Genomic DNA, 22,364 nt, shown 5'->3' with positions numbered 1-22,364 from the left:
GTAGATTTTACTGTTTCTACATTAGGTAAAAATAATGAAAAAACTAACCGCACTTTTAAGTGCATTTTTGTTTTTATTCGCTTGTCACTCGACAACTCAAACTCATTCTGAACAATTGCCCTTTGATCACAGTATTCAACATGGCAAGCTAGAAAATGGTTTAACTTATTATGTTATGCAAAATCCTGATCCTGCTAATCGAGTCTATATTCGTTTAGTGGTGAACGCAGGTTCTATGCATGAAGATGACGATCAAAAAGGCATTGCACATTTAGTTGAGCACATGGCATTTAATGGTTCAAAAAAATTCCCCGAGAATCAAATTATTAATGCCCTTGAAAAATTAGGTATGAAATTTGCTCGTGATATTAATGCGTTCACAGATTTTGAAAATACGGTTTATACTCTGAACTTAGATAAAAATGATAATAAGAGTCTTGCATTAGCTTTTGATGTGTTAAATGAGTGGATGCACAACCTAACTATCTTACAAAAAGACTTAGATAATGAACGAGGTATTGTACAAGAAGAATGGCGACGTCGCTTAAGTCCAATGCTACGTTTAGGCGATAAAAAAAGTGCGGTTGAAATGGCTGGTTCTCGTTACGTTTTACGTGATCCAATTGGCGATATGAATATTATCCGCAATATATCTAGACAACGTGTCGCCGATTTTTATCATAAATGGTATCGCCCTGATAATATGTCAGTCATTATTGTTGGTGACATTAAGCCAAAAGAAGTCACTTCCTTGTTAAAAGAGCAGCTTAATATTGTTAATCCAATCAGTGAAACACCATTACAAAAAATTGATTTTTCTATCCCACTAGTAAATCAATGGCGGCTTGCTAGTATCTCAGAAAAGGGGACAAATATTCCAACAATAGAACTGAGTTTTTTTGAAACATTTAAAGAAAAAAATACACTGGCGTCTTATAAACAAGACTTAATTCAACAAATTTTAATCCGCTTAACTAATTTACGCTTACAAACTTGGGAACAGGTAGAAAATCAAAACATAGAATCAGCCAATTTCTATCGAGCTCATTTAGGCAAAGAAACCTTACAAAACATTTTCTTATTACAACTTTTTGATACTGACTATCAAAAAGTAACACAGTCTTTATTTTCATTTATCGCGGAGATCAAGCAACATGGTTTCTCTGAGCAAGAGTTCCAGCAAGAAATCTCTCGTTTAGTTAAGCTCAATGAAAAACAACGAACAATCAAATCGGGCAGTTTAAAAATAGCTGATGACCTCATTATATCTGCTGCGAATAACCAAATCGTCGTGAGTAATGAAGATCGCTATCGTCTCAACCAACGTTTTTTACAAGATATTACGCTGGATGACATTAACCAACAATTTAAACGATTATTAGATATCCAAGCAAAATTATTGTTAATCACCCAGCCCTACCCTGCTACAACATTGTTATTAAAACAGAATGATGTAGAAAAAATGTGGCAGAAAACAATTACTACCCCTCAACATAACTGGGTACAACAAAAACAAAAAGCAGAAATGCCAGCAATCAATATCGCAAGTGGGGAAATCAAAAAATATAAATATTGGCAAAAAGGCGATATTACAGAATATCAATTAGAAAATGGGAGTAAATTAATTTATCACTATAGTGATAAAACTCCAAATCAAGTTTATTTTAAAGCAATTACAAACGGAGGATTACGTTCGGTCTCTTCTAAAGACTATCATCTTTTCAAAACAGCAGTCACATTAACTGACGATTCTGGTGTAGGTAATCTAACCCTCTCTGATATTAATCAATTGTTTAGTCAGAGCCCAATTGCATTAGCAACTATTGTTGACGATTATAAACAGGGTTTTACAGCAGTAGGTAAAACAGAACAACTTGACGATTTATTGAAATTGTTTCGATTAAAGCTACAAGGTACAGCAGTCACCGAACAAGTACTTGAACGTTATAAAAAAGAAACGATAGATTATTTCCGTCAAATAGATAAAGAAACAGAGTTCATCCAAAAAGTTTCTGCGCTGCGCTATCCAAATATTGCGACGGTTTATAACTCAACTCGCCAAGAATTACTCTCTTTCTCGGCAAAACAATTGACCGACTTCTATCAACATGCAGTGTTAGGTAAAACTGATTTTACTTACTTTATCATTGGTGATATTAGCCAGAAACAAGTCGAAGCATTAGCTAAAACTTATTTAGCATCTATTCAAGTCAACACTCAAAGCCGTCAAACTTATGATGTGTCACCGAAAACACCAAATAAACCATTTGTGATGCATGGTTTAGGAGAACCTCGTGCAGAAGTAGAAATTTATCTGAGCACTCAAAATCAATGGCAACCTGAATTACAATATCAATTAGATTTACTAGGTGATATTTTGCAAGAAAAATTGCGTCTTGCTTTGCGTGAACAATCCTCGGGGATCTATGCTGTAAATAGTTGGTTTGGACAAGATAAGGATCAGGATTACTTGGAAGGAAAAATTGAATTTAGCTGTGCGCCAGAACGCGTGCAAGAGCTGACGGCAAAAACTCACCAAATCTTAGATGAAATGATGCGCAATGGTGTTGAATCGTCTTTATTACAAAAGAAAGTGAATGAAAAGCATACACAAATTAAGCAACAATTTGATTCTTTAGTTTCAATTGCGGCTATTATTGAGCAGAGTTTTTGGCACACGAATAGTACAGAAGGAATCTATCTCTATCAAAAATTAGAGCAACTCTCACATAAAAATAAAATTGATGATATCGTACGGAAAATTTTACATCCTTCTGCTCGTTTTCAAGCAACATTAACACCTTAATATATATTTAAATTATATAAAACATTCCCGCTCTTTATATTGATATAAAAAAGCGGGAATAATATATTAAAACATAGAGAAATAAATCACTGTTAATTAATTTAAAAAAATGTTAATAAAAAATTAAATGTATAAAAAAGGTGATATACATCACAAATAATAAAAAAAGAATATTGAAAATTATAAAAAAAAGCATAGAATATAAGACACGTAAATCCTACGTTTAAAAATTAAGGCAAAGCAATCTGATGTTAAATAAAGATAATTGGAGAGTTTTATGCTAATACATGACTACTACAAAGAATATCACCCAGATAAAGGGCGATCCATTATGGCCCACATTCGTAGAACAAGACATATCATGATGCCTTCACATCGTTCTTGTTTCTCTTATTCAATTTTTAACTCGCAAATATCCGCATACAACGACGCTCGTTGAGCGTATTCCTGTTAAGTATATGTTCGTGCTTGTACTCGTACTTGCATGCGCGTAATAGCTTATCATTATTAAATATAACTGTATTCATAAGAAACATTCACTATATTTCTTATACATCATTGTTATATTTAAAAATCACAAACCGATTTTAAAATACGAATAAATTATTAATTTCAATTTTTATTATTTATTAAGAATAATGAAAATAGAATTAATTAAATTATGCGTAAAATTCTATTCTGTTATTAAATAATAACAGAGGGGATTCTATTACCAGAAAAAAATAAATAAGGAGTCATTTATGTTAAATTTTAAAATTGCATATAGTCCATTAATTCAACCTTACTTTAATACAACAAGAGCATTAGTTTCTGTTCAAGAAACAGATTTTACTGATGTAGCAGCAGTTGTGTTGAGTGCCGAAGATATTAATGATTATATTGATGAGATTCGTGCAACTAAGTTTAATATTCCTGTTTTTGTCGCTGTAACAGAAGGTCAATTTCTCGACCCTAAACTCTTTGATAAAGTCTATCATGTTCAAGATCTAAACAATTATGATATCACTTTATACAGCCGTCAAATTGAAACAGCAGCACACCTTTATGAAGAAAAAGTGCTACCGCCATTTTTCAAAATGTTAAGTGAATATGTCGAAATGGGAAATTCTGCATTTGATTGTCCAGGACATCAAGGCGGACAATATTTCCGTAAGCACCCTGCTGGACGTTACTTATATGACTTTTACGGTGAAAATATTTTCCGTTCCGATATTTGTAATGCGGATGTGAAATTAGGTGACTTACTCATTCATGAAGGTGCGGCATGTGATGCCCAAAAACACGCGGCCCAAGTTTTTAATGCAGACAAAACCTACTTTGTATTAAATGGTACATCTTCTGCAAACAAAGTCGTCACTAATGCCTTACTTACTCCAGGCGATTTAGTTCTTTTCGACCGAAATAACCATAAATCAATCCATCATGGTGCACTTGTCCAAGCTGGTGCTACACCAATTTATTTAGAGACCGCACGTAATCCATTTGGCTTCATTGGTGGTATTGATAGTCATTGCTTTGATGAGGATTATTTAAAATCATTAATCAAAGAAGTCGCACCAGAAAAACTCAACCAAAAACGTCCATTCCGTCTTGCAGTCATTCAATTAGGTACTTATGACGGTACTATTTATAATGCACGTCAAGTTGTAGATAAAATTGGTCACCTTTGTGATTACATCTTATTTGACTCTGCTTGGGTTGGCTATGAGCAATTCATTCCAATGATGAGAGATTGTACTCCATTATTATTAGAGTTAAATGAAAACGATCCTGGTATCTTTGTTACACAATCTGTTCATAAACAACAAGCAGGTTTCTCACAAGCCTCTCAAATCCATAAAAAAGATAAACACATCAAAGGACAAGATCGTTATTGTAATCATAAACGTTTCAATAATGCCTTTATGTTACATGCTTCAACAAGTCCATTCTATCCATTATTTGCAACATTAGATGTTAATGCAAGAATCCAAGGTACTCCTGCAGGTATCCGCTTATGGCATGACTGTGTCAAAATTGGTATTGAAGCCCGTAAAATGGTGTTAAATAGTTGTGATTTAATCAAACCATTCATCCCACCTTATGTGAATGGTAAAAAATGGCAAGATTATGACACTGAAGAAATGGCTAATAGCTTAGAATTCTTTAAATTCCATGCCGAAGATAAATGGCATAAATTTGAAGGTTATGTCGATAATCAATATTTTGTAGACCCTTGTAAATTCATGTTAACAACACCAGGTATTGACATTGAAACAGGCGAATATGAAAGCTTCGGTGTGCCAGCAACTATCTTAGCTAACTATTTACGTGAAAACGGCATTATTCCTGAGAAATGTGACTTAAATTCAATTCTCTTTTTATTAACTCCAGCAGAAACACTAACAAAAATGCAAAGCTTAGTTGCTCAAATCGCTGCATTTGAACAACACATTAAAAACGATTCATTATTAAAAGATGTTTTACCAACTGTCTATAAAAATAATGAAGAACGTTATGAAGGCTATACCATCCGTCGTCTCTGCCAAGAAATGCACGATCTTTATGTAAGCCGTAATGTGAAAACTTTACAACGCAACTTATTCCGTAAAGCAACATTACCTGAATATGCAATGAACCCACATGAAGCTAACCTTGAGTTTGTACGTAATAAAGTCGAGCTTGTTCCGTTAACAGATATCGTTGGTCGTATTGCTGCAGAAGGTGCTTTACCATATCCTCCAGGTGTTCTTTGTGTTGTACCAGGAGAAAAATGGAGTAAAACTGCGCAAGAATACTTCCTTGCTTTAGAAGAAGGTATCAACGTATTACCTGGTTTTGCCCCAGAAATTCAAGGCGTTTATTTACAAAAAGATCCTGATGGTCGTACTCGTGCTTATGGATATGTATTAACTGAAAACTAAACTATTAATTAAAAGTGCGGTATAAATCTACCGCACTTTTGTGAGGACAAAATTATGAGTGCAAAAAATAATAAAATTGGCGTTGTCCAACTCACCATTCTTACAATGGTAAACATGATGGGTTCAGGTATTATCATGTTACCAACTAAACTTGCTGAAATTGGTACAATTTCAATTGTTTCTTGGTTAGTTACAGCAGTAGGATCAACCGCACTTGCTTATGCTTTCGCACAATGTGGGATGTTCAGTAAAAAATCTGGCGGGATGGGCGGCTACGCTGAATATTCCTTCGGTAAAGCAGGAAACTTTATGGCAAACTATACCTATGGGGTATCACTTGTTATTGCTAATACCGCAATTGCAATATCTGCTGTAGGCTATGGTTCAGAGCTACTTGAGGTAACACTCTCTCCGACTGCCATTGCTGGATGGACAATTTTTACTTTATGGTTAGCCACAGTATTAAACTTTGGTGGTGCAAGAATCACGGGGAATATCAGTTCATTTACCATTTGGGGTGTCATTATTCCAGTCGTCGGTATCTGTTTAATTGGTTGGTATTGGTTTGATGGTGAAATGTACGTTAGTGCGTGGAATCCACACAATGTTCCAACATTTGAAGCCATCGGTGTTTCAATTTCAATGACATTATGGGCATTCTTAGGGCTAGAATCTGCTTGTGCTAATACTGATGTTGTTGAAAATCCAGAACGTAATGTACCAATTGCTGTGTTAGGTGGAACGCTAGGTGCTGCGGTTATTTATATCGTTTCAACAAATGTGATTGCAGGTATTGTACCAAACATGGAGCTTGCAAACTCAACTGCGCCATTCGGTCTCGCATTCGCACATATGTTTGAAGAAACAGCTGGTAAAATTGTCATGGGATTAATGGTTATGTCTTGTTTCGGCTCACTTTTAGGCTGGCAGTTTACAATTGCACAGGTCTTTAAAAGCTCTGCCGAAGAAGGCTATTTCCCTGCGTTCTTCAAAAAAGTTACAAGTAAAGATGCTCCAATTGTAGGTATGGTAACAATTACTACAATTCAAAGTTTGCTTTCACTAATGACAATCAGCCCATCATTAAATAAACAATTCAATGTGCTCGTTGATTTAGCCGTAGTCACTAATGTCATTCCATATTTATTATCTATGGCTGCATTAATGGTATTACAAAAAGTAGAAAAAGTACCAGAAAACAAGGCAAAAATCACCACAATTGTTGCATTTATCGGCTCTGTTTATAGCTTATACGCGCTATATGCTGCTGGTGAACAAGCAATGTTATATGGTTCTATTGCTACCTTCATTGGTTGGACATTATATGGTTTTGTCTCATATAAATTCGATATGAAAGCAAAAGCATAAATCATACATCTTTTTATTGTGCGGCTTATATTGTTAAGCCGCATTTTTTTATTTTGTTTTTCCCTTACTATCTCTTTCTATTTACTCAATTTTCTCTCTAGCCTTTTCAAAAAATTAGAGTATAATTTTCTACGCAAACGTTTGCTTAAAATCCCACCATAAATCAATTCAAATTAGGAGAATATATGCCAGTCAATTTACATAATCGTCATTTCTTACGCTTAATGGATTTTACTCCAACTGAAATTCAATTCTTACTTGACCTTTCTACAAATCTAAAAAAAGCAAAATATACAGGGACAGAACAACCTCGCCTAAAAGGAAAAAATATTGCATTGATTTTTGAAAAAACCTCTACTCGTACACGCTGTGCTTTTGAAGTGGCCGCTTACGATCAAGGTGCAAACGTCACTTATATTGGACCAAGTGGTTCTCAAATTGGTCATAAAGAATCCATGAAAGATACCGCTAGAGTCTTAGGAAGAATGTATGATGGTATTCAATATCGAGGATATGGTCAGACACTTGTAGAAACACTTGCTAATTACTCTGGTGTGCCTGTTTGGAATGGATTGACTGATGATTTTCACCCAACACAGATACTCGCTGATTTCCTTACTATGCTTGAACATGGTGAAGGTAAACGTTTAAATCAGATGAAAATGGCATATTTGGGAGATGCAAGAAACAATATGGGTAACTCTTTCGTAGAGGGAGCTGCATTAATGGGGCTGGATTTACGACTAGTTGCACCAAAAGCATATTGGCCAGAACAGAAACTACTTGATGAGGTTGCAGAAATGGCACAAAAAACGGGAGCTCGCATCACTTGTACAGAAAATGTAGAAGAAGGTGTAAAAGACGTAGATTTCCTTTATACCGATATTTGGGTATCAATGGGCGAACCAGAGGAAGCATGGGAACAACGTATTAATTTAATGAAACCTTATCAAATCAATCATGAATTATTAATGAAAACAGGAAACCCAAAAGTAAAATTCATGCACTGTTTACCTGCATTCCATGATGAAAATACAACCATTGGAAAAGAAATGGCAGCGAAATATGGTATGAATGGTTTAGAAGTCACAGACGATGTCTTTGAATCAGAAGCATCTATTGTCTTTGATGAAGCAGAAAATCGTTTACATACAATTAAAGCGGTCATGGTCGCAACTTTAGGTAATTAACTAAAAACGAATATCTTATTTACGCATAAAAAACTCTCCAAAAATATACCGCACTTTTGGAGAGTTCATGATTAATAACGAGTTTGTATATCGAGTAATACTTTGTCATACATCTCATAGCGTTTTCGATACATTGAACGCTTTTTACTCTGAATCTCATCTAATGGTTTACGTTCTATTTCTACTGGAATCCACCAATACTGGGCTAATTGAGCTTTATTCTCTTGCCAAAATTCATCATAATTAAATAATAAACGGGCAGAGTCATTCCAACGATACTTTGCTTGCTTCTTATGTGGAATTCCTGTTAATTCACAATTCCATGTTTGTGCTAACATTTTAAAGGCATTCACTAACATAAACATTGGTCTCACACCATGTAACTGTTTTGTCGCAATACGTACAAGTTCTTGTGAATTTTCTCCTTTAGGTCCCTGTATTGAAGTGATTAAGAGTTGATTTGAGGCTAAAAAAGTAAATGAAGCATCATAAACACTTTGTCCAGTTTCATGGTCTTGAATATTTAATGAAAAAAAACCTTCCAATGGATCAATATTATTAATATTCAATTGCAATGATAAATTTTCAGTTAAATGAGATAACGTAATTGATTTCTGTGTAATTAATTGCTCACAGAGTGTTGCTCCTAGCTTTTGTTCTGCCAAGGTAAAGTGCTGTGTTATTGCGTCTAAGCGTTGTTGTGCATTAAATCTTTTATCACAATAAACATACAGCAAAGTATTCACACGATACAAGTGTTGATTAAAAAGCCTTGCCCATAGAGTTTGCTGATTTAGAAATGATTCTAACCTTTTTGTCTGCTTATAGCATAAAGCCATTCTACCCATATAACGTAAAAACTCACGTAAACGTTTTAAAAAACGCTTTTCATTAGGATACATCTGAGAAAAGTTAGGAAATGAGAATATATTAGACATAACAACACTAAAACTGGTGAGAAAGGAAAAATTTAAGGGCAAATTCTAATCAAAAATAACCGCACTTTCAATGTTACATCATAGAAAAGTGCGGTTTATTTTTAAAAAGAGTTTGTATTAGTCTTTTTGATTATTTAACTGAGGTAAAAAAGAATCCTTAGAAATACTCAATAAGCCAGTTTGAGTATAAATGCCTAACTTATCACGAGTATCAACAATATCCAGATTACGCATTGTTAACTGACCAATACGATCAATTGGGTCAAATGGTGCATTTTCCACTTTTTCCATACTTAAACGCTCAGGCATATAGGTTAAATTTGGTGATTCTGTATTAAGGATCGAGTAATCATTACCTCGGCGTAATTCTAAAGTGACTTCACCAGTAATAGCTCGAGCTACCCAACGTTGTGCAGTTTCACGTAACATTAATGCTTGAGGATCAAACCAACGCCCTTGATAAAGTAAACGACCTAAACGTAACCCATTAATACGATATTGTTCTATCGTATCTTCATTATGAATACCACTCACTAAACGCTCATAAGCAATATGTAATAGTGCCATCCCTGGTGCTTCATAAATACCACGTGACTTCGCTTCAATAATACGGTTTTCAATTTGATCTGACATCCCTAAACCATGACGTCCCCCAATACGATTGGCCTCAAGAAACAGATCAACATGGTCACTAAATGTTTTACCATTTAAAGCAACAGGAATACCTTCTTCAAAGCGTACTGTTACCTCTTCAGTTTTCACATCAACATCATCACACCAAAATGCTACACCCATGATAGGTTTAACAATACGAATCCCCGTATTTAAAAACTCTAAATCTTTTGCCTCATGCGTTGCACCAAGCATATTTGAATCTGTAGAATACGCTTTCTCCACAGACATTTTATACTCGAAACCATTCGCAATTAAAAACTCAGACATCTCATGGCGACCGCCTAATTCTTCGATAAATTGATTATCCAACCATGGCTTATAAATTTTTAAATTTGGATTGGTTAATAGACCATAACGATAGAAACGCTCAATATCATTCCCTTTAAAAGTACTGCCATCTCCCCAAATATTTACATCATCCTCACGCATTGCAGACACTAGCATTGTACCTGTTACGGCGCGACCTAATGGCGTGGTGTTAAAATAAGCAATTCCGCCTGTTGAAATATGAAATGCACCACTTTGAATAGCTGCAATACCTTCATACGCTAATTGTGCACGACAATCAATCAAACGCGCATTTTCAGCACCATATTCCATCGCTTTGCGTGGAATAGCATTATAGTCTTCTTCATCTGGCTGACCTAAATTTGCGGTATATGCATAAGGTACTGCTCCTTTTTGACGCATCCATAATAATGCTGCACTGGTATCTAAACCACCAGAAAATGCAATTCCCACTTTTTGACCTTTTGGGAGCTGTTGTAAAATTGTGTTTGACATACTAAAACCTTAAACTAAATAATTACGCAAAAAAAGTGATTAAATAATCACTTTATTATTTCAAAAATTCGTCAGAAAGTCCACTATACTTTTCTTTATTTGGTAGCATTGAATAAGGATCAGGATATTGATAAACAAAATCAATTTCCTGACAAATTTTATTTGCAAGAATGATACGTACAGGATCGTCGTCAGAAGAAATGAAATGCGGTGCTTCTACACCCAGTTTTTTCGCCATTATGGAATAATATTCCGCTTTACGTGGATGCTCTGGCGCAACGACATGATATAAGCGCTGATGACTTGGCGTTTCGAGTAATAATTGAATCGCTCGCGCACAATCATCAAAATGGACTAAATTGACAGGTGAGTTGCCTGCTTTGACTTCTTTTCCTGCTAACGAATAAACAGGATGACGATCATCACCTACCAACCCACCAAATCGAATAATATCACAATCAATATTGTCTAACTGGAAAAGCCATTGCTCAACTTCGATAAGCGCTTTTGTTATTTCAGAATTTGGCTGCGGTATAGAAGACTCATCAAACTGTCCTGTAATTTCAGGAAAAACAGAGGTTGAACTAATGAAAATAATATGATTAACGCCCTGTAACAAGGCTTCATTAACTAAATTTTGAATCCCTAATACATAATGTTGTGGATTAAAAAAATACTGGCTTGGTGGAATGTTGATCACTAACGAATCTACTGATAAAAGCATAGTCAAATCATCAGGATCGGCATTAATTTCAGGAGTAAGCTCCAATGGGTAAGATTCAAGACGAATAAGCCGCATTTGTTCTGCACCTTCATGTGTCCGTTTACTTCCTTTCACTTCCCAACCTAAATTTTTCAAATGGCGAGCTAAAGGTAAGCCTAGCCAACCCAACCCCACTATTGAAACCGATTTCATAATTCTCCTTGCATTTTTATATTGAAAAAAGCTTTCTTCCCAAAGGAAGAAAGCCTATTTTCCACTTATTTCGTTAACAAATCCAATGCTTCCTGGTATTTATCAACAGTTTTTTGAATGACCTCCATAGGCACTTTAGGCGCTGGAGGTTCTTTATTCCAACCGCTATTTTCTAACCAATCTCGAATAAATTGTTTATCAAATGACGGAGGATTAATCCCTTCTTGATAAGTATCAACTGACCAAAAACGGCTTGAGTCTGGCGTCAATACTTCATCCATGAGAGTTAATTTACCATTTTCATCTAAACCAAATTCAAATTTAGTGTCACAAATAATAATCCCCTTCGTCAAAGCATAGTCTGCAGCAGCTTTATAAAGTGCAATAGCCTTTTCTTTGACTTGAGCAGCTAACTCTTGACCAATTAGTTTTTCACATTCTTCATAGCTAATATTAATATCATGATCGCCTACTTCGGCTTTACTTGAAGGCGTAAAAATCGGCTCAGGTAATTTGCTTGCTTCAACTAAACCTGCTGGTAATACTAATCCACAGATCGTGCCCGTTTTCTGATAATCTTTTAATCCACTCCCCGTTAAATAACCACGAACGATAGATTCAATTTTAATTGGCTTCAAGCGTTTGCAGACTACTGCACGGTCTTTTATCAAGTCAGCTTCAGCTTTGGGTAGCACATCATATACTGTTTCACCTGTGAAATGATTCGGCATAATATGTGCTAATTTCTGAAACCAAAAATTAGAAATTTGCGTCAAAATCTCCCCTTTACGAGGAATAGGATCGTCTAAAATCACATCAAATGCGGATAAGCGGTCAGTTGCTACCATTAACATACGCTTCTCATCTATCTCATATAGATCACGTACCTTACCTGAATAGATTTTGTTTAGACTTAGCTGTGTCATGTGTTTACACCTTGTTTTTGTATTATAAAATTGCGAAGTATTGTAACGCACTTTACTCTGAAAGATAAGCAAACGTTTGCATTTTTTATAATTCTATAAATAAATTTGAGAACAACGCTAAAATAAGCGAAAATACGCCATTATTTTTTAATCTCATAAATGAATACACAGACCATGTCATTAAACGATTACCCACAACAAGTTAATAAACGCCGCACTTTTGCAATTATCTCTCACCCCGATGCAGGTAAAACTACAATCACAGAAAAAGTTCTCCTCTACGGACAAGCAATCCAAACTGCAGGTTCTGTAAAAGGGAAAGGTTCAAGTGCACATGCTAAATCAGACTGGATGGAGATGGAGAAACAACGTGGAATTTCAATTACCACTTCTGTTATGCAATTTCCTTATCATGATTGCTTAGTCAATTTATTAGATACACCAGGACACGAAGATTTCTCTGAAGATACTTACCGCACTTTAACAGCAGTAGATAGTTGCTTAATGGTGATCGATAGTGCTAAAGGGGTTGAAGAGCGTACAATTAAATTGATGGAAGTGGCTCGATTACGTGATACACCAATCCTCACTTTTATGAACAAATTAGATCGTGATATTCGTGATCCAATGGAATTACTTGATGAAGTAGAAAGCGTGCTTAATATTCATTGTGCACCTATTACTTGGCCAATAGGGTGCGGTAAGTTGTTTAAAGGCGTTTATCATTTATATAAAGATGAAACTTATTTATATCAAACTGGACAAGGACACACTATCCAAGAAGTGCGTGTTGTAAAAGGCTTAAATAACCCTGAACTTGATATGGCTGTAGGCGATGATTTAGCTCAACAATTACGTGATGAATTAGAATTAGTGCAAGGTGCGTCCAATGAATTTGATCTTGAGGCATTTTTAAATGGTGAATTGACCCCTGTCTTTTTTGGTACCGCATTAGGTAACTTTGGTGTTGATCATTTTCTAGATGGTTTAACACAATGGGCACCCGCACCACAAGCTCGCCAAGCCGATAGTCGCACAGTGGAAAGCTCCGAACAAAAACTCACGGGCTTTGTCTTTAAAATTCAAGCCAATATGGATCCAAAACACCGCGACCGTGTCGCGTTTATGCGTGTAGTTTCAGGTAAATATGAAAAAGGTATGAAACTTCGCCATGTGCGTATTGGTAAAGATGTGGTCATTTCTGATGCACTTACTTTTATGGCGGGCGATCGTACTCATGCTGAAGAGGCTTATGCAGGTGATATTATTGGTTTACATAATCATGGTACAATTCAAATTGGCGATACCTTCACTCAAGGTGAAGAGATAAAATTCACAGGAATTCCCAACTTTGCTCCAGAATTATTCCGCCGCATTCGCTTAAAAGATCCACTCAAACAGAAGCAACTATTAAAAGGTCTTGTGCAGCTTTCAGAGGAAGGCGCAGTGCAAGTATTTCGTCCATTAATGAACAATGATTTGATTGTTGGTGCAGTAGGTGTACTACAATTTGATGTTGTAGTATCACGTTTAAAATCTGAATATAACGTAGAAGCTATTTATGAAAATATTAATGTAGCTACAGCACGTTGGGTTGAATGTACTGACAGCAAAAAATTTGAAGAATTTAAGCGCAAGAATGAACAAAACTTAGCCTTAGATGGTGGTGATAACTTAACCTATATTGCCCCAACAATGGTGAATTTAAATCTTGCACAAGAACGTTATCCTGACGTGCAATTCTTCAAAACTAGAGAACACTAACTTATTCATAAGTGCGGTCAACATTGAGCAATATAGACCGCACTTTTTACACAAAATACCCTTTTAAAAAATAGGCATTAATTTATATTACCTATCAAAGTCATTATTTCTAACAATTTCCTTTCTTGACCCATAAGTTGTATTATGACTCCATATCGCTCATGTAATGAGCTTGGTTTTATAAAATATGACAGAAATTTAAATAAAATTTTAATTATTGGAGAAATACCCATGACAACAGCTATTGGTTTATGCGCAACCTCATCTGAAAAACTCGCTAAAGAATTGAATAATTTATTAGCTAATTATCAAGTTTTTTACACTAATGTACGTGGTTATCACTGGAATATCAAAGGTGTGAACTTCTTTGAGTTACACGCAAAATTTGAAGAAATTTACAATGATTTAGTAGTAAAAGTCGATGAAATTGCAGAGCGTATTTTAACTTTAGGCCATACACCAAATAACGCCTATAGCCAATACCTTAGCGTTTCTACTATTAAAGAAGACATTGGCGTTAGCACAGCAAAAGAATGCTTGAAAGGAACATTAGAAGGTTTCAAAATTTTATTAAAACAACAACGTGAAATTTTAGTGCTTGCTGGTGATGCTGATGATGAAGGTACTGCATCTCAAATGAGTGATTACATCAAAGAACAAGAGAAGTTAATTTGGATGTTTACTGCTGCTTGTGAAAGCTGCAACGCGTAATCTAAACAACACTGAATATAAAAAATGCGATGGATATTCGAGTCATCGCATTTTTTTATGAGCATGCCAAAACAATTTATAGAAAGCTAAAATAAGAGGCAAATAAATTTGCCTCTTATTCATATTACAATGCTTCAATTGCCTGATACTGTTGTTTGAGTTTATTCAATCCTTCAGCATATTCCGCCATTTTAGCACGCTCTTTTTCGATAACTGCTGGAGGTGCTTTGGCAACAAAGGCCTCGTTAGCAAGTTTATTTTCAATACGTTGGATTTCACCTTGGTATTTTTCAATTTCTTTATTTAGACGAGTAAGCTCAGCCTCTTTATTGATAAAACCAGCCATTGGTACTAATAATTCAGCATTATTCACTAATTTTGTCACAGAAAGTGGCGCATTTTCATCTACTTTGAGCACACGAATAGAGTCCAATTTTGCCATTGCTTGAATTAAAGTGCGGTTGTTTTCCAATGAGTTTTGATCGGTGTCTGAAAGATTGCGCAGCAATAAATCTAAACCTTTGCTTGGTGGAATATTGCTTTCTGCACGAATGTTACGTACCGCCACAATCACATCTTTCATCCAGTTTATTTCCGCTTCCGCTTGATAATCCAATGCATTTTGTTCAAATTTCGGGAATGCTTGCAACATAATAGTATCACCATTTACGCCAGCGAACTCTTTCACTTTTTGCCAAATTTCTTCAGTAATAAATGGCATTACAGGATGACTTAAACGCAATAACTTTTCCAACACGTTGATCAATGTTTGACTTGCAGCACGTTTTTGCGCCACTGTACCATTGGCAAAAACAGGTTTAGTCAATTCTAAATACCAGTCACAGAATTGATTCCAAGTGAACTCATAAAGCGCAGTTGCGCATAAATCAAAGCGGAATTGTGCTAAGGCATTACGGAATGTGTCTACCGTGCGATTAAATTCCGATTGAATCCAACGATCTGCTACCGAATATTCTACAGAGCCTTCGCTCAAATCTAATTTATCATTAGTTAAAACAAAGCGGCTTGCATTCCATAATTTGTTACAGAAATTGCGGTAACCTTCTAAGCGTTTCATATCCCAGTTAATATCACGACCATTAGTCGCTAACGCAGTTAATGTGAAACGTAACGCATCGGTACCGTGTTCTGCAATCCCTTCTGGAAACGCTTTAACTGTGGCTTTAGAAATTTTCTCCGCCAATTGTGGCTGCATCATGTTGCCAGTACGTTTTTCTAACAAGCTTTCGAGATCAATACCATCAATCATATCTAATGGATCGATCACATTACCTTTTGACTTGGACATTTTTTGTCCTTGTTCATCACGAATCAGACCTGTGACATACACCGTTTTAAATGGTACTTGTGGTTTGCCATTTTCATCTTTCACAAAATGCATTGTGAACATAATCATACGTGCAACCCAGAAGAAAATGATGTCAAATCCCGTGATCAACACATCTGTTGAGTGGAACATTTTCAGATCAGGTGTTTGTTTCGGCCAACCTAATGTCGAGAATGTCCATAAACCAGATGAGAACCAAGTATCAAGCACATCTTCATCTTGTTTTAAGGCTACATCAGCAGATAAATTATGTTTTTGGCGTACTTCATCTTCATCACGTGCCACATATACATTGCCTTCCTCATCATACCAAGCTGGAATACGGTGCCCCCACCATAATTGGCGAGAAATACACCAGTCTTGAATATCACGCATCCAAGAGAAATACAGATTTTCATATTGTTTTGGTACGAATTGGATTTCGCCGTCTTCTACCGCTTTCACAGCCACTTCAGCAAGCGGTTTTACGCTCACATACCATTGGTCGGTTAACATTGGCTCGATTGGCACACCACCACGATCGCCGTAAGGCACTTTCAAATCATGTGGTTTGATTTCGTCTAATAAACCTAATTCCTCAAAATCTGCCACGATTTGTTTACGCGCTGCAAAACGTTCCATACCTTGGTATTTTGCTGGAATAAGTGCGGTGTAATTTTCAAGAATTTTGCCATCTGAACCGATAATTTCTGCTTCAGCACGAATATCTGCATTCAAAGTCATCACGTTCACCATTGGTAATTGGTGACGTTTACCCACTTCGTAGTCATTGAAATCATGGGCTGGAGTAATTTTTACTACACCTGTTCCAAATTCACGATCCACATAATCATCTGCGATAATTGGGATTTCACGATTAGCTAAGGGTAACACAACAGTTTTACCGATAAGCGACTGATAACGCTCATCTTCAGGGTGAACTGCCACCGCGGTATCACCTAGCATTGTTTCAGGACGCGTTGTCGCCACCACTAAATAATCTTTACCATCAGTAGTTTTCGCACCGTTTGCTAATGGATAACGGAAATGCCAAAGTGAACCTTTGCTCTCTTTATTTTCTACTTCAAGATCAGAAATCGCCGTATGTAATTTTGGATCCCAGTTCACTAAGCGTTTACCACGATAAATTAAGCCTTCTTCGTGCAAACGAACAAACACTTCTTTTACCGCTTCAGACAAGCCTTCGTCCATTGTGAAACGTTCACGATCCCAGTCGATAGAATTACCTAAACGGCGCATTTGCTGACTGATCGTGCCGCCTGAATACGCTTTCCAATCCCAAATTTTATTAATGAACGCTTCACGTCCATAATCGTGACGAGTTTTCCCTTCTTCAGCAGCGATTTTACGCTCCACCACCATTTGAGTTGCGATACCCGCATGATCAGTGCCTGTTTGCCATAAGGTGTTATGCCCTTCCATACGATTGAAACGAATTAAAATATCCATCAATGTCTGTTGGAAAGCGTGCCCCATATGTAAGCTACCCGTCACATTTGGTGGCGGGATTGCAATTGAATAACTTGGTTTTGTCGTATCTTCTGACGGTTTAAAATAACCACTTTCTTCCCAGTGTTTATAAAGTGCCTGTTCCACTGCAGATGGTGTAAAACGATCTGCCATTTCAAATTGTTTTGTCATTTTAGTTCTCTGTATGATGTAAATCTTAATTTAAACTATTTTTTTCTTAAGTTTAAATACAAGCATAGAACGTTTATGCTCTCAATGCGTATTAATATATAAATTGACTACCAAAAAAGAAATAAATCAAACTCACTCATAAAATCTAAAAAATAACGATTTAACAGTGAATTAAATCTAAACCAAAGCAAATCAAAATTACTTCTATCTAATTGTTGGAAGGCAAAAAAACCTCCGCCCAAAAGTATCGCAATTTTTAACCAAGAAAAACGCATTTCCATGGTTTCACTCCCGTTTTATTTCTTTGTACAATTACCTTTCATTTATATTTGAGTAATTATTATGCTGATCACATCAATAATATTTACTAAAAATACAGCTGTGCTCAAGCTAATTACTTAAAGCATCTTTTAATATTTGAACTCACTACTATCGCTATAGCAGAGTTTATAAAACAGCTAAAGCTGCTTCATAATTCGGCTCTTGCTTGACTTCAGAGACTAACTCGCTGTGCAATACACAGTTATTTTCATCTAACACAATCACTGCACGTGCCGTTAAACCTGCTAGCGGTCCCTCTGTTATATCCACCCCTAATTGCTGATGAACTGCTTTATTACGAAAAGTCGATAGTGTCACAACATTTTCAAGTCCTTCTGCACCACAAAAACGTGTTTGAGCAAATGGTAAGTCTGCTGAAAGGCATAATACAGCGGTATTTGTTAATTTTGATGCTTGCTCATTGAATTTTCGTACGGATGTCGCACAAATACCCGTATCAATACTTGGGAAAATGTTTAAAATTTTACGTTTACCAGCAAAGCTTGCTAAAGTGGTGTCCTCTAATTTTGCACTCACTGTAGTGAAATCTGCAACCACATCGCCAACTTGTGGAAATACGCCTGCAACCTCAATTTCTGTGCCAGCCAATGTAATTTTACTCATAATCTTGTCCTCTTCTATTCATCAGATTAAATCCCCTATCCCACCCATTTTTAGTCAGATCAACACAGGGTTGTTACAGTACAATGTTTTTGTACGATTTCACTTGTACGGAGCAGAAGTTGTTCAGAGAAATGAACGGCTCTTCGTTCCCATGAGTGTGTTTTGTGTTCGCCCCTGACTAAAAATACCTAAAACGAACCGCACTTTCTACAAATCGTATTGCCAATTTGCTTGCTGAATAAACACATCAAGTTCACGATGTGCTTTAGCAACCTGATCTGCTTGTTGACGAATTGCTTTAATATCTACCGCAGAAAGCATTTTAATTTCACTACGGCTATAACGATCTTGCTCTGGTAAAGCTGATTCTGCTAGCTTAATCAGCGCAGAATGCTCATCTTTCAAGCGATCGCGTTTTGCAAGAGCTTCTACCATTTTCATCCCATTTGATAGGGCTATTAGGTTATTCGTTTGATTGATTTGTACTACTAATTTTTCTAAACTATCTGCAACTTGGCGATATTCCATCAATAGCTCTATCGGGTTTTCTGCTGGTTTTTCACCCTCTTGATATTTTGCATTTTGTTGTAAGCGTTGATTCAGTTGTGCAAGGCGACGCTGTGCATCTGCTCGCTGCATAAGAGCTTCAGCTAGTTTCATGTTATCTCTCTTTATTTCATCTGTTCTGTCGATAATGTCCAACCAAGTTGTCGAAGCTGTTTATAACGTTCCCTTGCTAAAACTTTTAGATGCTCTTCAACAGGAACAAAATCGATCAGTTGATTAAAGCTTCCAATATAATCTGGTACTGCAACTTGTAAGTTGATCAATAAATCTCGTCGTTGTGCATTCCGCTTTCCTTTCCAACTGATCTCGATTGGGGTTGCATATGTTGTCACTTCACCAGATAAATTATGAGGAACAAACTCATCAGGCTCTCTCGCCCAAAGTGCTTCATCAATATCTAATGCTTGTTGTTCCGTTTCACAAGCAATTAAAACTCGTTTACCTAAACGCCATGCAGAAGCAGCTAAATCACAAGCTATTTTTTCAGCTTGAGCATCAGTATTTAACAAGTAAAATTGCGCATTTTTAGACATTTTGCAATAAATCCTTTATAAAAGGTATAACTGTAGGATTCTAACGAAAAAGCATGCGAAGATAAAGTCATTGCGACTTTTCACTTTAGTTTTTTCAAAACTTTTATAAAACAAACCGCACTTTATGATCTAAATCACAAAACCAAGTTTTGCTTGAGGCATAGCGTTCCACAAATAACACTCAAGTGTTAGAATTTCATTATTCATTTTTATATTTTTCAACAAGAGGTAACACTATGACATTCCGTATCGAAAAAGACACTATGGGCGAAGTACAAGTACCTGCCGATAAATACTGGGCTGCACAAACTGAACGCTCTCGTAATAATTTTAAAATTGGACCTGAAGCTTCCATGCCACAAGAAATTATCGAAGCCTTTGGTTATCTGAAAAAAGCAGCAGCTTATGCGAACCATGATTTAGGTGTATTACCTTTAGAGAAACGCGATTTAATTGCCCAAGCCTGTGATGAAATCTTAGCAAAAAAATTAGATGATCAATTTCCACTCGTGATTTGGCAAACAGGTTCAGGTACACAATCTAATATGAACGTGAATGAAGTTGTTGCGAATCGAGCACATGTACTTAATGGTGGAAAATTGGGTGAAAAGTCAATTATTCATCCCAATGATGATGTAAATAAATCACAGTCATCAAATGATACCTACCCAACAGCAATGCACATTGCAGCCTATAAAAAAGTCGTTGAGCATACTCTACCATGTGTCAAACGTTTACAAAAAACATTAGCGGAAAAAGCAGCAGCATTCCAAGATGTGGTAAAAATTGGACGTACACACTTAATGGATGCCACTCCATTAACATTAGGTCAAGAGTTTTCTGCTTATGCTGCACAACTCTCTTTTGGTATTAAAGCATTAGAAAACACCCTACCACACTTAGCTGAATTAGCATTAGGCGGTACTGCAGTAGGGACTGGCTTAAATACACCAAAAGGTTATGATGTTAAAGTCGCAAACTATATTGCTGAATTTACAGGCTTACCTTTTGTGACTGCACAAAATAAATTTGAAGCTTTAGCAACACATGATGCAGTTGTCGAAACACATGGTGCCTTAAAACAACTTGCTGTGTCATTGTACAAAATTGCTAATGACGTTCGCCTTTTAGCTTCAGGCCCTCGTTCTGGTATTGGCGAAATTTTAATTCCTGAAAATGAACCAGGTTCTTCTATTATGCCAGGTAAAGTTAACCCAACACAGTGTGAAGCAATGACAATGGTTTGTGCACAAGTATTAGGTAATGATGTGACAATTTCATTTGCTGGTACACAAGGTCATTTCCAACTCAACGTGTATAAACCTGTCATGGCAGCTAACTTTTTACAATCTGCACAACTATTAGGTGATGCTTGTGTATCATTTGATGAACATTGTGCTATAGGTATTGAGCCAAACTATCCGCGTATTAAACAACAGTTAGAGCAATCTTTAATGCTAGTCACTGCACTGAATACGCATATTGGTTATGAAAATGCAGCAAAAATTGCTAAAACAGCCCATAAAAATGGCACGACATTAAAAGAAGAAGCGATCAATTTAGGTTTAGTCACCGCTGAACAATTTGATGAGTGGGTTCGTCCAGAAGATATGGTGGGAAGCTTAAAATAAACTATTAAATTTCATACAAAGGCGAACCTAAAGTTCGCCTTTTTTTTATTTGTTTTGTTATAATCAGACACTATTACAGGTTTATGACGAGTTTATAATGAGATTTAATGCATTAATATTTTCATTTTTATGCTTATTTTCAACGGCAATTTCTGCACAATGGCTAAATGTCGGTAAAGCCGATTATAACTGGGGACCTTTTCATGTTTATACAATTAGCCTTTATACAGAAACAGGGCATTATGAAGAAAATTTACGCCCATTGATGTTAACTTTTAACTATGCAAAACCAATTGAAGGAAAAAATTTTGCGATTAGCCTGATAAAAGAAATCGACAATTTGAAGCTAAAAGAAATTGATAGTAAGCAATATCTCACTGCACTCAAAGAAATTTTACCTGATATTTCACCAAATGATGTTCTAAATTATATTGCTCTTGACGATCGTGGCTATTTTGTACTGAATGACACAATTTTGGACAAAGAATTTGATACTCAATTTACACAAGCATTAATTAGTATTTGGCTCTCTCCTAATACAAGTTTTCCTAAGTTACAACCTAAGTTATTAGGTGATGAAAAACAAGAAGCAAGCGATGAAAAAGCACCGAATGCGACACCCAAAGTCGCCCCACTCACAGAGGATTCAGCCAATCCAGAATTACCGCCCAATTACCAATTAGAAAATAGGAATAACGAATTTTCACAGTTAAAATAAA

Annotated in this window: 18 protein-coding genes; 9 read left to right on the top strand and 9 right to left on the bottom strand. The window is 36.1% G+C overall.

Features of this window, described 5'->3' with window-relative positions:
* The first annotated feature begins 34 nt into the window (after positions 1–34).
* The 5 genes from DYE19_RS02725 (at position 35) to argF (ending at position 8,267) form a co-directional block, all read left to right on the top strand.
* Complete coding sequence (locus tag DYE19_RS02725; RefSeq protein WP_115322525.1) at positions 35–2,806, top strand: M16 family metallopeptidase; 2,772 nt, start codon at positions 35–37, stop codon at positions 2,804–2,806.
* Between the two features lie 277 nt (positions 2,807–3,083).
* Positions 3,084–3,245, top strand: coding sequence for a leader peptide SpeFL (speFL, locus tag DYE19_RS02720; protein WP_082303051.1), 162 nt, complete (start codon positions 3,084–3,086; stop codon positions 3,243–3,245).
* A gap of 301 nt (positions 3,246–3,546) precedes the next feature.
* Entirely contained in the window at positions 3,547–5,709 is a 2,163-nt protein-coding gene (gene speF / locus DYE19_RS02715) for an ornithine decarboxylase SpeF (RefSeq protein WP_115322524.1), read from the top strand.
* 54 nt (positions 5,710–5,763) lie between these two features.
* Positions 5,764–7,077, top strand: coding sequence for a putrescine-ornithine antiporter (potE, locus tag DYE19_RS02710; protein WP_115322523.1), 1,314 nt, complete (start codon positions 5,764–5,766; stop codon positions 7,075–7,077).
* A gap of 185 nt (positions 7,078–7,262) precedes the next feature.
* Entirely contained in the window at positions 7,263–8,267 is a 1,005-nt protein-coding gene (gene argF, locus DYE19_RS02705; protein ID WP_049213939.1) for an ornithine carbamoyltransferase, read from the top strand.
* A 71-nt stretch (positions 8,268–8,338) separates the two neighbouring features.
* On the opposite strand, the gene DYE19_RS02700 is transcribed toward argF, so the two are convergent.
* From DYE19_RS02700 to DYE19_RS02685, 4 genes are all read right to left on the bottom strand, one after another.
* On the bottom strand, positions 8,339–9,205 hold the full coding sequence (locus DYE19_RS02700) for a VirK/YbjX family protein (protein ID WP_115322522.1): 867 nt from the start codon (positions 9,203–9,205) through the stop codon (positions 8,339–8,341).
* Between the two features lie 117 nt (positions 9,206–9,322).
* A complete protein-coding gene (gene argG / locus DYE19_RS02695; protein ID WP_115322521.1) occupies positions 9,323–10,663 on the bottom strand; it encodes an argininosuccinate synthase in 1,341 nt (446 codons plus the stop codon).
* A 55-nt stretch (positions 10,664–10,718) separates the two neighbouring features.
* Positions 10,719–11,579 (bottom strand): SDR family oxidoreductase, encoded by an 861-nt coding sequence (locus DYE19_RS02690; RefSeq protein ID WP_115322520.1) that lies wholly within the window; start codon positions 11,577–11,579, stop codon positions 10,719–10,721.
* A 65-nt stretch (positions 11,580–11,644) separates the two neighbouring features.
* Positions 11,645–12,505: a phosphoribosylaminoimidazolesuccinocarboxamide synthase gene (locus DYE19_RS02685; RefSeq protein WP_115322519.1), complete on the bottom strand. Its 861-nt coding sequence runs from the start codon at positions 12,503–12,505 to the stop codon at positions 11,645–11,647.
* 174 nt (positions 12,506–12,679) lie between these two features.
* Here DYE19_RS02685 and prfC point away from each other — a divergent pair, with 174 nt between their 5' ends.
* Together prfC and DYE19_RS02675 are read left to right on the top strand one after the other, a co-directional pair.
* Complete coding sequence (gene prfC / locus DYE19_RS02680; RefSeq protein ID WP_049213934.1) at positions 12,680–14,269, top strand: peptide chain release factor 3; 1,590 nt, start codon at positions 12,680–12,682, stop codon at positions 14,267–14,269.
* A gap of 231 nt (positions 14,270–14,500) precedes the next feature.
* Positions 14,501–14,980 carry a Dps family protein gene (locus tag DYE19_RS02675; protein ID WP_049213933.1) on the top strand — a complete coding sequence of 160 codons (480 nt, stop codon included), beginning with the start codon at positions 14,501–14,503 and terminating at the stop codon, positions 14,978–14,980.
* Positions 14,981–15,104: 124 nt separating this feature from the next.
* Here the strand turns inward: DYE19_RS02675 and DYE19_RS02670 are convergent, their stop codons facing one another.
* From DYE19_RS02670 to DYE19_RS02650, 5 genes are all read right to left on the bottom strand, one after another.
* Positions 15,105–17,969, bottom strand: coding sequence for a valine--tRNA ligase (locus DYE19_RS02670; RefSeq protein WP_115322518.1), 2,865 nt, complete (start codon positions 17,967–17,969; stop codon positions 15,105–15,107).
* Positions 17,970–18,076: 107 nt separating this feature from the next.
* Positions 18,077–18,250, bottom strand: a complete 174-nt coding sequence (locus tag DYE19_RS11235) for a hypothetical protein (RefSeq protein WP_153266351.1) — start codon at positions 18,248–18,250, stop codon at positions 18,077–18,079.
* Positions 18,251–18,416: 166 nt separating this feature from the next.
* Positions 18,417–18,914, bottom strand: a complete 498-nt coding sequence (gene tpx / locus DYE19_RS02665) for a thiol peroxidase (protein ID WP_115322517.1) — start codon at positions 18,912–18,914, stop codon at positions 18,417–18,419.
* A gap of 207 nt (positions 18,915–19,121) precedes the next feature.
* Positions 19,122–19,574 (bottom strand): DIP1984 family protein, encoded by a 453-nt coding sequence (locus DYE19_RS02655; protein ID WP_115322516.1) that lies wholly within the window; start codon positions 19,572–19,574, stop codon positions 19,122–19,124.
* Positions 19,575–19,585: 11 nt separating this feature from the next.
* Positions 19,586–20,014 (bottom strand): DNA polymerase III subunit chi, encoded by a 429-nt coding sequence (locus DYE19_RS02650; RefSeq protein WP_115322515.1) that lies wholly within the window; start codon positions 20,012–20,014, stop codon positions 19,586–19,588.
* A gap of 236 nt (positions 20,015–20,250) precedes the next feature.
* Between DYE19_RS02650 and fumC the strand changes: the two genes are divergently transcribed.
* Both fumC and DYE19_RS02640 read left to right on the top strand, forming a co-directional pair.
* Entirely contained in the window at positions 20,251–21,645 is a 1,395-nt protein-coding gene (gene fumC / locus DYE19_RS02645) for a class II fumarate hydratase (protein ID WP_049213928.1), read from the top strand.
* 97 nt (positions 21,646–21,742) lie between these two features.
* Entirely contained in the window at positions 21,743–22,363 is a 621-nt protein-coding gene (locus DYE19_RS02640) for a chalcone isomerase family protein (RefSeq protein ID WP_049213927.1), read from the top strand.
* The last annotated feature ends 1 nt before the right edge of the window (position 22,364 follow it).

This window comes from Pasteurella canis, assembly GCF_900454865.1.
GTDB classification, from domain to species: Bacteria; Pseudomonadota; Gammaproteobacteria; order Enterobacterales; family Pasteurellaceae; genus Pasteurella; species Pasteurella canis.
This window is presented reverse-complemented; position numbering and strand designations above follow the sequence as displayed.

Bases quoted from the DNA above. Each gene is read 5' to 3' on its own strand.
- DYE19_RS02725 (WP_115322525.1), top strand. From the start codon at position 35: ATGAAAAAACTAACCGCACTTTTAAGTGCATTTTTGTTTTTATTCGCT.
- speFL (WP_082303051.1), top strand. From the start codon at position 3,084: ATGCTAATACATGACTACTACAAAGAATATCACCCAGATAAAGGGCGA.
- speF (WP_115322524.1), top strand. From the start codon at position 3,547: ATGTTAAATTTTAAAATTGCATATAGTCCATTAATTCAACCTTACTTT.
- potE (WP_115322523.1), top strand. From the start codon at position 5,764: ATGAGTGCAAAAAATAATAAAATTGGCGTTGTCCAACTCACCATTCTT.
- argF (WP_049213939.1), top strand. From the start codon at position 7,263: ATGCCAGTCAATTTACATAATCGTCATTTCTTACGCTTAATGGATTTT.
- DYE19_RS02700 (WP_115322522.1), bottom strand. From the start codon at position 9,205: ATGTCTAATATATTCTCATTTCCTAACTTTTCTCAGATGTATCCTAAT.
- argG (WP_115322521.1), bottom strand. From the start codon at position 10,663: ATGTCAAACACAATTTTACAACAGCTCCCAAAAGGTCAAAAAGTGGGA.
- DYE19_RS02690 (WP_115322520.1), bottom strand. From the start codon at position 11,579: ATGAAATCGGTTTCAATAGTGGGGTTGGGTTGGCTAGGCTTACCTTTA.
- DYE19_RS02685 (WP_115322519.1), bottom strand. From the start codon at position 12,505: ATGACACAGCTAAGTCTAAACAAAATCTATTCAGGTAAGGTACGTGAT.
- prfC (WP_049213934.1), top strand. From the start codon at position 12,680: ATGTCATTAAACGATTACCCACAACAAGTTAATAAACGCCGCACTTTT.
- DYE19_RS02675 (WP_049213933.1), top strand. From the start codon at position 14,501: ATGACAACAGCTATTGGTTTATGCGCAACCTCATCTGAAAAACTCGCT.
- DYE19_RS02670 (WP_115322518.1), bottom strand. From the start codon at position 17,969: ATGACAAAACAATTTGAAATGGCAGATCGTTTTACACCATCTGCAGTG.
- DYE19_RS11235 (WP_153266351.1), bottom strand. From the start codon at position 18,250: ATGGAAATGCGTTTTTCTTGGTTAAAAATTGCGATACTTTTGGGCGGA.
- tpx (WP_115322517.1), bottom strand. From the start codon at position 18,914: ATGAGTAAAATTACATTGGCTGGCACAGAAATTGAGGTTGCAGGCGTA.
- DYE19_RS02655 (WP_115322516.1), bottom strand. From the start codon at position 19,574: ATGAAACTAGCTGAAGCTCTTATGCAGCGAGCAGATGCACAGCGTCGC.
- DYE19_RS02650 (WP_115322515.1), bottom strand. From the start codon at position 20,014: ATGTCTAAAAATGCGCAATTTTACTTGTTAAATACTGATGCTCAAGCT.
- fumC (WP_049213928.1), top strand. From the start codon at position 20,251: ATGACATTCCGTATCGAAAAAGACACTATGGGCGAAGTACAAGTACCT.
- DYE19_RS02640 (WP_049213927.1), top strand. From the start codon at position 21,743: ATGAGATTTAATGCATTAATATTTTCATTTTTATGCTTATTTTCAACG.